Annotated in this window: 17 protein-coding genes; 16 read left to right on the forward strand and 1 reads right to left on the reverse strand. The window is 43.9% G+C overall.

From position 1 onward, the window contains the following. The first annotated feature begins 4 nt into the window (after positions 1-4). The 16 genes from ACPUYX_RS02090 to ACPUYX_RS02165 all read left to right on the forward strand — a co-directional run bounded on the left by ACPUYX_RS02090 (position 5) and on the right by ACPUYX_RS02165 (position 12,369). On the forward strand, positions 5-649 hold the full coding sequence (locus ACPUYX_RS02090; RefSeq protein WP_426378080.1) for a flagellar brake protein: 645 nt from the start codon (positions 5-7) through the stop codon (positions 647-649). Positions 650-653: 4 nt separating this feature from the next. Continuing rightward, entirely contained in the window at positions 654-1,250 is a 597-nt protein-coding gene (locus ACPUYX_RS02095) for a chemotaxis protein CheC (RefSeq protein ID WP_088228593.1), read from the forward strand. Continuing rightward, entirely contained in the window at positions 1,247-1,729 is a 483-nt protein-coding gene (locus ACPUYX_RS02100) for a chemotaxis protein CheD (RefSeq protein WP_426378081.1), read from the forward strand. Before ACPUYX_RS02095 ends, ACPUYX_RS02100 begins: the two co-directional genes overlap by 4 nt. Before the next feature lie 5 nt (positions 1,730-1,734). Further along, positions 1,735-2,118, forward strand: coding sequence for a hypothetical protein (locus ACPUYX_RS02105; protein ID WP_426378082.1), 384 nt, complete (start codon positions 1,735-1,737; stop codon positions 2,116-2,118). Positions 2,119-2,120: 2 nt separating this feature from the next. After that, complete coding sequence (locus ACPUYX_RS02110; RefSeq protein WP_088228590.1) at positions 2,121-2,873, forward strand: FliA/WhiG family RNA polymerase sigma factor; 753 nt, start codon at positions 2,121-2,123, stop codon at positions 2,871-2,873. A 67-nt stretch (positions 2,874-2,940) separates the two neighbouring features. Then, complete coding sequence (locus ACPUYX_RS02115; RefSeq protein WP_426378083.1) at positions 2,941-4,578, forward strand: flagellar hook-length control protein FliK; 1,638 nt, start codon at positions 2,941-2,943, stop codon at positions 4,576-4,578. 14 nt (positions 4,579-4,592) lie between these two features. Next, positions 4,593-5,141 carry a flagellar hook capping FlgD N-terminal domain-containing protein gene (locus ACPUYX_RS02120; protein WP_426378084.1) on the forward strand — a complete coding sequence of 183 codons (549 nt, stop codon included), beginning with the start codon at positions 4,593-4,595 and terminating at the stop codon, positions 5,139-5,141. An 89-nt stretch (positions 5,142-5,230) separates the two neighbouring features. Continuing rightward, on the forward strand, positions 5,231-6,076 hold the full coding sequence (locus ACPUYX_RS02125) for a flagellar hook-basal body complex protein (RefSeq protein ID WP_426378085.1): 846 nt from the start codon (positions 5,231-5,233) through the stop codon (positions 6,074-6,076). Between the two features lie 99 nt (positions 6,077-6,175). Beyond that, the gene (locus ACPUYX_RS02130; protein ID WP_426378086.1) at positions 6,176-6,961 is read left to right on the forward strand and encodes a flagellar hook-basal body protein; all 786 of its coding nucleotides are present in this window, start codon (positions 6,176-6,178) and stop codon (positions 6,959-6,961) included. Between the two features lie 5 nt (positions 6,962-6,966). Continuing rightward, the gene (gene flgB, locus ACPUYX_RS02135; RefSeq protein ID WP_426378087.1) at positions 6,967-7,371 is read left to right on the forward strand and encodes a flagellar basal body rod protein FlgB; all 405 of its coding nucleotides are present in this window, start codon (positions 6,967-6,969) and stop codon (positions 7,369-7,371) included. A 71-nt stretch (positions 7,372-7,442) separates the two neighbouring features. Then, positions 7,443-8,189: a flagellar hook-basal body protein gene (locus tag ACPUYX_RS02140; protein ID WP_426378088.1), complete on the forward strand. Its 747-nt coding sequence runs from the start codon at positions 7,443-7,445 to the stop codon at positions 8,187-8,189. A gap of 16 nt (positions 8,190-8,205) precedes the next feature. Then, entirely contained in the window at positions 8,206-8,670 is a 465-nt protein-coding gene (locus ACPUYX_RS02145) for a chemotaxis protein CheW (RefSeq protein WP_426378089.1), read from the forward strand. A 44-nt stretch (positions 8,671-8,714) separates the two neighbouring features. Continuing rightward, positions 8,715-9,338 carry a lytic transglycosylase domain-containing protein gene (locus ACPUYX_RS02150; protein ID WP_426378090.1) on the forward strand — a complete coding sequence of 208 codons (624 nt, stop codon included), beginning with the start codon at positions 8,715-8,717 and terminating at the stop codon, positions 9,336-9,338. Between the two features lie 22 nt (positions 9,339-9,360). Further along, on the forward strand, positions 9,361-10,647 hold the full coding sequence (locus tag ACPUYX_RS02155; protein WP_426378091.1) for an Ig-like domain-containing protein: 1,287 nt from the start codon (positions 9,361-9,363) through the stop codon (positions 10,645-10,647). A 435-nt stretch (positions 10,648-11,082) separates the two neighbouring features. Then, on the forward strand, positions 11,083-11,532 hold the full coding sequence (locus ACPUYX_RS02160) for a hypothetical protein (RefSeq protein ID WP_426378092.1): 450 nt from the start codon (positions 11,083-11,085) through the stop codon (positions 11,530-11,532). Positions 11,533-11,766: 234 nt separating this feature from the next. Then, a complete protein-coding gene (locus tag ACPUYX_RS02165) occupies positions 11,767-12,369 on the forward strand; it encodes an adaptor protein MecA (protein ID WP_088228579.1) in 603 nt (200 codons plus the stop codon). Between the two features lie 174 nt (positions 12,370-12,543). Here the strand turns inward: ACPUYX_RS02165 and ACPUYX_RS02170 are convergent, their stop codons facing one another. Next, the gene (locus ACPUYX_RS02170; protein ID WP_426378093.1) at positions 12,544-12,747 is read right to left on the reverse strand and encodes a hypothetical protein; all 204 of its coding nucleotides are present in this window, start codon (positions 12,745-12,747) and stop codon (positions 12,544-12,546) included. Between the last annotated feature and the right edge of the window lie 28 nt (positions 12,748-12,775).

Below are 12,775 nucleotides of genomic sequence, written 5' to 3' on the forward strand. Positions count from 1 at the left end.
GATTTTGTCATATAGTGAGAAGCTTGCACACGGTCTTGCTATTGATCTTGTCGTATATGATGGAGAATATTGTGGAAAATATCGAAGCCGCATTGAGGAAATAGGAGAAAAAATTCTCACAGTAGGAGCACCTTACGAAAAGGGCGAAGTTGTGCCCCTGCGTGAAGGGACGAAGGTTGTTATCACATTTTGGGATAATTTCTCAGCCTATGAGTTTGAGGGAGAAATTATGCAGCGGATTGCAGTTCCCATACCGCTTCTCGTTTTAAAATTTCCAGATTCAATTAAAAAGGTTCAGCGCCGAAATTATGTTCGAGTACCTGCAGCCTTTTCTCTTTCTTTCAGAACTGTGACCGATGAAGGGCTAAGTGATCTCTTCAGAGGTACGATGGTTGATTTAAGCGGCGGGGGTGTGCGTTTCGTTACGGATGAGCCGGTGGAGAATAAAGCACTGCTTTATATTCTCTTAGGTCTTCCTAACGGAGAAATTCGGACTTCAGGCCGTGTTTGTCGGACAGCGAAGATCGATGAAACTAAGCGTTATGATGTTACTGCCGAGTTTAGCGATCTTACGGAACGAGAAAGGGACCATATCATTCGTTGTGTTTTTGAACGACAAAGAGAGATGCGAAAGAAAGGGTTGATGTAGAACTATGGAAGTCACACAGTGCCAACTGGATGCCTTGCGTGAAATCGGAAATATTGGCTCCGGCCATGCCGCTACGGCCTTATCTACCCTCTTACAACGGCGGATCGATATGTCAGTACCGGAAGTCTGGGCGGTTCCCTTTGAACAAATTACGGCTATCGTGGGACAATTGGACACCCCTCAGGCGGTTGTCTATGTCAAAGTTGAAGGGGCTGCTCCCGGGAAAGCGGTTTTTTTCTTCCCTGTCGAAAGTGCTGGGGTTGTCGTTCAGGCTCTTTTCGGGACCAGCGAAGAAAGGGATCTCTTCAGCGATGAGATGGCACAGTCGGCTTTAAAAGAGGTTGGAAACATCTTGGTGAGTTCTTTTCTGATTGCTCTGACCGAGTTTTCAGGTATCCCTCTTCAAGCCTCAGTGCCAGCACTGTCCGTAGATATGATAGGGGCACTTTTAGACGCGATTTTTCTCGAGGAAGGGACGTTGGATGATACGGTATTGTTTATAGATACGCAGCTTTCGGGATTGCCAAAAATTGAAGGACAATTCATCTTTCTGCCCGATGAAGGTTCTTTGGAAAAATTATTAGGGGCAATGGGATTATGAGTGGGATTATCACTGTCGGCATGGCTGATTTTAAAACTGCGAAATCTCCGGATCTTTTGATGACTGCTGGATTAGGGTCTTGCATTGGAATTTGTGTCTATGACCCAGTTCTAAAATTGGGAGGAATGGCTCATATTATGCTCCCTTCATCAACAGGGAATCAGGGCGGGAACCCGATGAAATACGCGGATACTGCTCTGGAGCTAATGTTGAAGCAAATATTAGATATGGGAGCAAGTCAATCTCGTCTCAAAGCTAAAATAGCTGGCGGCGCACAGATGTTTTCGTTTCCGGGAAAAACGCCTGTTCTCAAGATCGGAGATCGCAATGCTGAAGCTGTAGAACAGGAATTGAAAAGACACAGAATTCCGCTGCTGGTTGCTGATGTTGGCGGAAGTTTTGGCAGAACGATCCATTTTGATGTGGGGAGCGGGGAATTACGCATTCGAACCATTAATCATGGGGAAAAGGTGGTTTAGTGACCATGAAAAGCAACCTGAATTTCACCGTCTGGTTGATGCGCATTTCCCTTATAGTTGCTCTGATTGTTGCTTTACTTAGTTGGCTGAATGGAGTACAGATTTTTAATATCATTGTTCGGGCGGGAGTTTCTTTTGGGATAATATTTCTTCTGCTTATAGGAACCTTGAGAGCCTTTGAGAAGACTGCTTCGTCGGAACCTGCACCGGATAAGGACGCGGCAGGACGCGGCGGTTTAGTTGATATTTCCGTCGGAGAGGATGATCTTACATCATTGGTGCAAAGTTCTGATGTTCCCGGGCAGGTTGACAAAGATTTAAGTTTAGGTTTACCGGACAGCAAGAAACAAGCCGATATTATACGTCGAATGGGTTGGGGAGGTGAGTAGACTTGATACCAAATGCTTATGAATCCGTTTCACGGGGACAATTGAAACAAGAGTATATTGAACGGTATTTACCTTTAGTCAAACGTATTGCCGGACGTTTATCCATGTCCCTCCCGCCCCATATTGAGGAAGATGATATCATGGGATATGGGGTTTTCGGGCTGCTCGATGCCATTGATCGATTCGAAGCTGCTCGCGGGTTTAAATTCGAAACTTATGCCTCCATCCGGATTCGAGGAGCTATGATTGACGGATTACGAACGATGGATTGGGTTCCTCATTCTGCCAGACAAAAGGTCAAGCGAGTTCAAGACGGCTTTGCAGAGCTGGAATGCCAGCTGGGACGTGCAGCTACATCTGAAGAAGTCGCTAAAATGCTGAACGTTAAGGTCGAGGAAATCGAAGGGATCTTGGCTCAAGCTCAGGTGCTGACCTTGACGTCCTTTGATGAAACGACAGTCGATAATGAAGGTGACAGCAGCGGTTCGCCCCTAAATTTATTGATTGATGATGACGCTCAAGAGGCCTACCAGGCGATTGAAAAAGAGGAACAAAAAAAGATCCTTGCTCTGGCCGTAGAAAAATTGCCAGAGAAAGAAAAGTTAGTTATTGCCCTTTATTATCAAGAAGAACTTACGTTAAAAGAAATTGCTGCTGTCTTGAAATTATCAGAATCCAGAATATCTCAGCTGCATTCCCAAGCAATTATGCGCTTACGCGGAAGACTCAGCCGCCAGAAGAAAAATTTGTTCTAGCGTTCTAATGTTTTAGGTGAACTTTGTCGATAAAACAAATAGAGTTATGAAGGAGGTGATGGCAGGCATGGCAAGTATTGATGTCCTTTCGGAAGTTCCTAAGGGCGGCAGCAAGATAGGAAATAGATCAACCACCAAGGGAAAAACTGCGGCAGACAGTTCCGGCAATGCAGCGAGCGCTTTTGCACAAATGCTTAACGGTCAGATTCAAAGAAAGTCAGCCGCAGATACGAAAGGGCAGAGTTCTGGAGCAAGTCACGATGAACAGGAAAAGCAGAATAGCCAAGACTCCAAGCATATCTCAGAGAACACATCCAATGAACCAGGAAGTGTGATAGGATATGCTAATTTGGCGTCGCCTTTTCTTGCTCAGCTGATGCTGCAGGACGAACTTCCGGCAGGCAAGGAGGCCAATTCCGGAAACGAAGCAAGCCTGGGGACGGGAAATTCCGTAACTGTTAACTCATCAACAGCTAACAATTCGCTGTTAGAAGGTAAGAATCTTGAGTTAGCTCTGATGAATCTTCTTTCTCAGTCTTCAGATGAGGTTTCTTCCCAGTTAGGGACGACGATGGTGAAATCTCAGGGGGATAGCCCCGCAAATTCGGAATTGGATAATTATAAACAGGCAATCGCAGATCTTTTGGAAAAACTTTCAGGTGAGATTACTGATATTTCAGGAAAAAGTACGGCCTCAAATTCTGGAACTAAACTAAAAAATGTGGATGCCGCGTTCGGTCAAGCCTCTCAAGCATCGTCTGCAGATTTGGCAACTAACAATTCTGCACAAGAAGTTCTCGGCCTATTACTGAGTGAAGTGGAAAAAGATGCCCAGAATATGCTTTTGCCGACAAAAGGCGACGCTTCAGCCAGAGGGTCCGGGTCTGACGGGAATAACAATGCGCTGGACACGAAGACTTCTTTGCTGGCAGCTCTAAGCGCTTTGTTAAGTGAAGAGAACGAGGAAACAAACGATATAGTTTTGCCGCCTAAGACTGATGATGGTTCGGCAACAGGATATGCCAAGAACAATTCAGTCTCCACTGCAAAGGCTTTCTTGCAAACATTCTTGAATTCACTCTTGAGCAATGGAGACGAGGACTTCAAAGATTCAGCTCTGCTGACAAAGGCCAAGGGGATTCTTAACGAAGAACTTATTAATGAAACGAGCACGAAATCCAATGAACCTTCAGAAGTAAAAACAATGGAAAATCAAAATCCCATTTTGAACGTGGGGTTAACCAATAATATTACAGCGGCTAACGTTACAGACAGTAAGACAGCTGCTATTCCAGTTTATCAACAGATCTCTGCGGCAGTTAGTGAGCAGCTTATGAATAAGCCACAGGATTTGAAGCAGCTGGACATTAAGCTTCAGCCGGCGGATTTGGGTAAGATTCAAATTGATTTGCGCTGGGAGAATGGGCAGGTTCACCTTCAGGTTCAGGCTTCTCAAGCGGCAACCGGCCAGCTGCTGCAAAATCAATTGCCGGATCTGCGCCAAGCCCTGGCAAATCAAGGGATAAACTGCGGTATGCTGCAAATGGGTCTGGGCGGAGATCACAAACAGAACTCTCAGGGGCAAGAATCCACTCAATCTCAACAACGGAGTACAAGCTCTGCTGAGGACGAAGATCTTGCATCAATCCTTAACATTCCCTCTTTAGAAGAGGATGGGGCTAATAAGCTCAATGTTACCGCTTAAAAGGAGGCATAGCCTTGAGTAATACAATCGATGGAACGAATTCCGCAGCTAGTACAAGCAATACAAATAATACGAGCAATACTCAACAGACAAATAGTAATTCAACCCTTGGAAAGGATGATTTTCTTAAACTACTTGTGACCCAGATGGAAAATCAGGACCCTATGAATCCCATGGATGACACACAATCCATCGCTCAGATGGCTCAGTTTAGTGCTTTGGAGCAGATGACCAATATTGCTACTGCTATGAATACACTGAATACAAACTTCTCCGCTTACAATCAACAATCATTGCTTGCTCAAGGAGCATCATTAATCGGCAAGTCGGTGAGCGGGGTAGGAACGGATGGCACAACGCCAATTACTGGGACCGTCGAAGCGGTAAAGTGGCTTGACGGTGACCCCAAGCTGCAGGTACGAGAATCGGATGGAACGCTGGTGGACTTGGAAATGAGTCTGATTACACAGGTGCAGGATCAGCAGACTGCCGGTGATACAACGACAACGAGTTCAACTGGTACTACTGGTACGAGTAGTACTTCAAATAGTACTACTGGCTAATATTACTTATTACTTACTTTGATATGAACCTTTGACATTACAGAACCTGCATTAAAATGTTTGAAACATAAAGAGGAGGAAATACGGTTATGATGCGTTCACTTTATTCGGCCATTTCCGGATTAAAAGCTCATCAGACAAAAATGGATGTTATCGGAAATAATATAGCTAATGTTAATACGACAGGTTTTAAGAGAAGCAGCGTAACTTTTGCAACGGCATTAAGTCAAACGATACAAGGAGCATCAACACCTAACTCAAGTGGTAGTCCAGCCGTTGGTGGTACAAATCCGATTCAGGTAGGATTAGGGACTTCGATTGGAGCCACAAACAAAATCATGACTCAGGGAAGCAATCAGACTACTGGCAACCCTTTAGATATGATGATACAAGGGGCTGGCTTTTTTGTTTTAGATTACGGTGGCCAAACAGTGTATACTCGCTCAGGTGCATTTTCTACGGATGGCGAAGGAAATTTGGTTGACCCGGCAACGGGTGCCTATGTAATGGATGAATCTGGAACGGGCAAGATCAATATTCCTGCCGGTAGCACTTATAGCATTGACTCTACAGGAGCTGTAACAATCGTTGATGGTACGGCTACTCCTCCAACTACTACAACTAAGTATATTGGAATTGCGATATCTGCAAACCCTGCTGGAATGACAAGCTTGGGCAATAATTATTACGCAGCGTCAAATAACTCTGATTCTTCAAGTGGTACCCCTACTGATCCTACAGTATATGGTGGTACATCCAATTCTTATCCCAAGGGAACTTCCTTAGTAACCGGCGCACTGGAAATGTCCAATGTTGACCTTTCCCAAGAGATGACAGATATGATTACTGCACAGCGTGGATTTCAAGCGAACTCCCGGGTTATTACCGTATCAGACACCCTTTTGCAAGAACTAATTGATCTAAAGCGTAGTTAATCATTAACTCACTGAGAAATAATCATATAGACATTTTATATTTCGCTTTGTTTAAATAAAGTAAATAAAACGCAGCGAAAGAAGACGGAGGGCTGCTTGATGCGCCTATTAGGAACTGGTGCGGCGGGTATTCGCGCGCAGCAGGTGGCGATTGATACTATAGGCAATAACATTGCCAATGTGAATACCTTTGGTTATAAAGAAGGTCAAGTGGATTTCGCCGAAGCTTTGTCGACACAAGTCCAAACCGCTAATCCCAAATTTACCGGGAATACGGTGATTAACACGGGAGTTGGGGCCGGTGTTCTGACAAATGGTATCGGAACCAACTTCCAACAAGGCACGCTTTCTCCTACAGATCGCCCTCTGGATTTGGGTATTGATGGGGCGGGATTCTTTCAAGTTAAGACGGCGGATGGAAATACAGCCTATACCCGGGTGGGAAATTTTCAGGTTGATGGGGCAGGGCAGCTCGCTGATATGCAGGGGAATCTGCTTCAGCCGGGCATCACGGTTCCTGCCGGGGCAACAAACTTAAAGGTTTCAGATAAGGGAGAAGTAACGGGAGATGTTGCAGGCCGAGAGACGACGTTCGGACAAATTTCTCTTGTAGGTTTTCAAAACCCTGAAGGATTATCTAAAAATGCCGATAATCTTTATACGGCAACGGCTAATTCCGGGGCGCCTCAGGTTGGACAGCCAGGGAGCACCATGGGGAACGTCACCTTAGGAACCATTCGCGGCCGGTCTCTGGAACAATCCAATGTAGATTTGGCCACTTCGATGACAGATCTTATCCAGGCTCAGCGGGCCTATCAATTGAATGCTCGCTTGATCTCCGACGGAGATCAGATGTGGGGAATTGCCAATACAATTAGGAGGTAAGAACTATGTCCGGTTGGTTAGATGGGCCGGTCTTAAGCGTTTTGCAAAGAGGGCTAGAGGCCTCCAGTTTGCGGCAACAAGTTTTGTCCAATAATGTGGCTAATGTCGATACTCCAAATTTCAAACGCTCTGATGTAGACTTTCAAACGGTTTTAGGGGCAGCCTTAGGGGAAGATGGCGGAGTATTGCCTATGAAAGAAACTCTTTCCCAGCACCTTTCCGGTGTCTTAGGACCGGATAATAACGGAGTTGTCATTGATCAATCCACATCATTACGGAATGACGGCAACAATGTGGATATTGATAAGGAAATGTCCAATGTTGCTGAAAACGGCCTTTATTATGAGTCTCTCGCCCATACTATCTCTTCACAATTAGGATTACTGCGGATGGTTATTGAGCAAAAGTAGATTCTTATGGAAAATCCCCTCTTCTAAAAGAAACTGGGGGTTAAAATTAGATCAATAAGGCGGGGAGTCGAGTGATTCGAGGATTATATACGTCAGCTCTGGGAATGCTGGCAACGCAAACCCAAAGTGAAGTTATTGGTGATAATATTGCAAATGTAAGGACACCGGGGTATAAAGAAGAGCTGGCTAGCAATCGGGCTTTTGACTCCATTCTCACGGATCGTATAGACTCTGGAAACATGGGTTCGGAGGTTACACCTATCGGTTCCATGGTAACAGGGGTTAGTGTTGACCGCGGTTCGGTGTCTAATGTCCAGGGTGCTCCACAAAAGACAGATCTTAAGACAGACTTAGCTTTAACCTCGCCGGGATATTTTGTAGTTCAGACGCCGCAAGGAGAACGATATACCCGCAACGGTCATTTTCAGCTTAATGCCAATGGAATGCTGAAGACTCCCGATGGGTATGCAGTGCAGGGTGAGAATGGTGCTATCGGTCCTCTTAGTTCTGATTTTAGCGTTACGGCTGATGGGACTGTTATGGATAACGGGCAGGTCGTCGATCGCCTGCGGGTTGTTGATATCCCGGAAACAGCCTTAACTCGTGAAGGACAATCTCTTTACAGCTCCTCTCAGCCGGTTCAAGGGTCTGCAAAACCCCAAGTCCTTCAGGGTTCTATTGAAGCATCGAACGTCGATCTTTCGGGACAAATGGTTCAAATGATGACGGTCATGAAAGCCTATGAGGCGAATCAAAAAGTGATTCAGACTCAAGATGAGATGCTGGGAAAGGCTGTTAATGACGTCGGGAAGATTTAGTTAAGAAGGTGGATTCATGCCAGTTCAGGTGGTTATTTTTAAATTGAATGAAGAAGAATATGCAATGCCCATCGATATTATTCGTGAAATTACTCGTTTGGGAGAGTTGCGAACGATTCCGCAGGCGCCTTCCTATGTCTGCGGCTTGATCAACCTGCGGGACGAGGCCATCCCCATTATAGATCTGCACGAGCGGTTTAGTTTCGGAGGAACAAAGGATAATTCGGACCTGGATACTCAGCAGGAGGAACGCAACACCTTTGCCTTAATTACCGAGGTCCATGGCGAGAATGTTGGTTTTGCCGTGGATCAAGTCCGAGAGGTTCGAATTTTAGAGAATATCGCACCTCCGCCTCCGCTCTTGACTGCCCCTTTCATTGGTGGTATTGCCAATCTCCCCGACAGGATTGTTATTCAACTTATCCCAGAGGAGATTCTTCGCAGCGGCGAGGTTGAAGGGCTGAGTCAATTAATGTCCTAATCGGTAGTTAGACTTTGGATCGGAACAGGAAAGGAGGTATCGGAATGAATATTGCCCAAATGCTTCTTCTCTTTCAAGTTCAGCAGATGAATGCTTCCTGGCAGTCCGGGCAAGGGAATGAAGGACTGTATGATCTTGGAGACGGCGGAAATTCCGGATCTCAGCTTTTTGCTGCTTTGCTCCAGGCCGCTATAGGAAGCGGAACAGCTGGATCTGGAGGGTCACAAGTGAATGATTATCAGGATTCCTCTGACCTTAAGTCTGTCAATAAAAGCCCAGGTTCCCTCGATAACCTCATTAATTCTATGGCTCAAAAATATGGAGTTGATTCAAACCTTATAAAACAGGTTGTCAAAGCAGAATCGGGATTTGACTCTAACGCTACGTCGCCCGTAGGGGCTATGGGTTTAATGCAGCTCATGCCCGGTACTGCTGCATCATATGGCGTTCAGAACGCCTATGATCCGATTCAAAATTTGGACGGCGGAACCCATCTTTTGAAGAACTTGCTGGATCATTATCAAGGAAACATTCCCCTCACCCTAGCCGCCTATAATGCCGGCTCCGGCGCTGTTGATAAGTATCAGGGCATTCCACCCTATAAAGAAACTCAAAACTATGTGCAAAAAATAATGACTGGGTTGAATCAAAGAGATTGGGAAGCGTAGAATTTTCAGGAAGGATGGTAGCGTGAATAGAAGAACACGGTGGATCGCTTGCTTTTTGACAATTGTTTTGATGGTTCTGCCTGTTTCGTCAGTGTTAGCGGCCACCTCACCTGCATCTGCCTTAGGCTTTAAGATATGGCCGACAGTTACTGTTAACGATATCAACAAGGTATGGAAAATCTCCTTTAATAATCCCCTTTTGAGTTCGAGTGTCAATAACAAAACAATGTATGTAACGGACAGTAAACAAAAGAATTTTTCAACAACGGTGAAGGTATCAGATGATGGCCTTTCTGTCATAGTAGCGCCTTCAAGTTCTTATAAGTCGGGCGAGGATTATTTTTTATACATAACTAATGGCGTGACGGATCTAGGCGGTTCTCCGCTCGGTGAGCAGATTGTTGTCCCCTTTAGTGTGGACTCTTTGTCCGGGCTTTCACTTGAAGTTGATGTTACTGACGACCTTAAACAGGTTATACCAAGTGATAGCTTTGGCTCCCTATCTCTGGTCGATTCCAATGGGAACTTTGTGGCACCGACCTTCAATAACTATTCGACTGGAAAATATACCTTTTCCATAGGCCAAAGCGGTGATTATTTCATCAAATATATAAGTATAGTCAATAAAATGTTGACAACAGAAACTGTTAAATTGTCAAAGATTACAGTGCCGACAAACGGGTCATCGTCGGTCAAGAAAGTATCCTTGGTTATTCCGACAGAAGCAGGGATAACTAAGGGAAAATCGGGTTCAATCGGCGGCAGTATTGTGCCTGACAATCTGAGCCAACAGTCAATCTGGCCCGCACCTGTAGCAGTGAACATATCGAACTCCACGACTACTTGGAGTACCACGACTGATTCTTTCGGGAATTTTAATGTTTATTTGCCAACCGGAACTTATACCTTAGTCGTTGATGGGAAAAGCTCAGAATACAAGAAACATAGTTATAAGCTGACAGTGTCTGGCGGGCAAAAGGCCACACCGATGGAGACAGTCAATGTGGAGGAGCCCATAAATAAACTTGGGTTACAGCTTACCCCGCCGCTCGTGGACAATGGATCAGGTGTTTTAAGCGGAATTGATGCTGCAACAACTGAAATTGACGGAAGTGTCGATCTTGATGCAGTCGTCAATATCTACGATACTTTGCCGGCAACGCCGAAATTGCTTAAGTCGGTCAAACCTGATAAAAATGGCAATTTCATCGCGAAACTGAGCTCGTTAAAGGGGAAAAAAATAGAGATCCAGGTGATTGACGGCTCGGGTAATACTTATACACTGGATATGAACTCTGTTGTATCATAAACAAAAATAACCTCTAAGCAGAGGTTATTTTTGTTTTAAAGCAAATTACTAATATTGAAGAAGGGAGTAATTTGATTAAATATTGACTTTAAAATAAACATTTATAAAATTAAACAGAAAGTTATTAAGTAGAAATTATTATTTGGTAACCTTATTGATAAGGATTTAACACAGTGCCAAAAGGATAAAAAATGATACGAAAGATGTAAAACAGCTTATGGGGGGATATTTAGGTTTAAGGAAGAATTTGCTTGTTGCTAAACTCAACCTCTATGGGTTATATATTTTTTTAATCGTGAATGATTTTTCTTAATATAAATTTATCATGGGCGAATACGAAAATGCCTAATTATAGTGTGAAAAGTTAACTTCAAATCTTGCAATACTAAGATGATTAATGACAAAATTAAATAAACTAAATTTTAAAGAGGGTAAATGATGGCAGCTTATTATCGCTATCTTTGGAGTGCGACCTGGCCTAATCTGATCGGGCTTTTTCTGATCTGGGGGCTTGTTCTTGTGCGCTTGGGTTGGAAATTCAGGCATACCTGGCGTTTTGAACATGATGTCTTGGGTTTTATAGTGCTTGGGCTGAAAGTTCTGATTTGGGCAGGAGTATTAGGTATATATACAGAATCCTTATTACTGTCCCAGCCGGACTGGTTTAAGCAGCCGGGGGTTATTCAAGGCTCAGTTATGGGAAAAGCATTTGACTCAAGATTAGGGACCTATGTTTTGGAAGTCGGGGACAATAAAAAACAACAGCCCTTTTATATAGATCAAATGGCTTATGGGCAGATTAAGCTTGAAGACCAGGTTAAATTAACGTATTTACCGGTGCGGAGAGATGTTGTGAGCTGTCAGGTTCTTAAAAGTTTGCATTAAAGTAAAAATTCCATTAAAATTGGATAAAAAGAGGGGGTTTGATTAAGCCTGAACCAGGAAAGACTACTTTTAGTACTGGAAAAATTTTAGGGATTAATGACCGATATTTTGAATTTATTAAACTTTTATAAAGATCGTCAATATCTATGGTTTTATCTGAAAAAGTACTGGCTTAATATGATATAATGAGAATAAGATAGGGTATGAGCTTGATGCGGAAAGGAGAGTGGGGATATGCGTGTACAAAAAGTTAATGAGCATACCATCCGCATCTTTATCTCCTTGACAGAACTAACTGACAGGGATATTACGATGGCTGATTTGTTTCAACGATCAGCAAAAACGGAACAATTGTTTTGGGAACTCATTGCGCAAGCGAGAGAGGAAGTTGAATTCAATTTAGACCAACCCTTTTGGATTCAGGCTACTGTGGCGACCAATGATGAGTTTGTCATAACCATTATGAAGCAAGAAGAACAACTCGAAGGGTTGATCAAGGAAAAGGCTGTACGCAAACCCGTAAAGGGACGTGTAACGGAATTAGTTTATGTTTTTGCTGATTTCGAAGATGTGGTTTCTGCCGTGGGAAGATTACCTGCATTTAACCAATTGCGTTCAAGCCTCTATCTATTTGAAGATGAGTATTACCTTATCTTAAGCCGGATGGGAGCAGGGAAGAAGAGACTCTTGGCCGAAGCTATTCTCGATGAATACGGGGAAATTGTAGCCATTGCGAGCGCTTTCTTAGGCGAACATGGGACGGTTATTATTCCCGAAAAGGCAGTGCAGGTACTCAATAATTCCTTTAATAAGCTCGAGCCGAAGGAGAACAAATAAAAAAGATAAGCTAAAACTTGGGACTGTCAATAAGATAGTGATGCTATCTAAAAAATTGAGCCTTCACGACACGTAAGTGACGGAAGGCTCTTAATTATAATCTTAAATATTAAGCTTACCCTCAGCTTCATAAGTTCGAGGATAAGACAACTATATAAGCAAAGGTAATTTGCCTCAGCCGAAGGAAAATATTGCCGGTATCTGGTGTAAACAGCGGGAGCAAACATTTTTACCTTTAAACTTTTGAACCTCCATGGTTTCTCCGCAAAAGATGCAGGGCTGGAATCGGTTTTTCTTGCGAACAAGTTCAGAAAATGAAATGATAACAGCTTGTTGAGCTGGCTGGCGTAATGGCTGAGTCAAATTTGTGCTGGACAATGAAATTCCTCCTCAATTAAGCTTGTGA

Source organism: Desulfosporosinus sp. SYSU MS00001, from assembly GCF_049943955.1.
GTDB lineage: Bacteria > Bacillota > Desulfitobacteriia > Desulfitobacteriales > Desulfitobacteriaceae > Desulfosporosinus.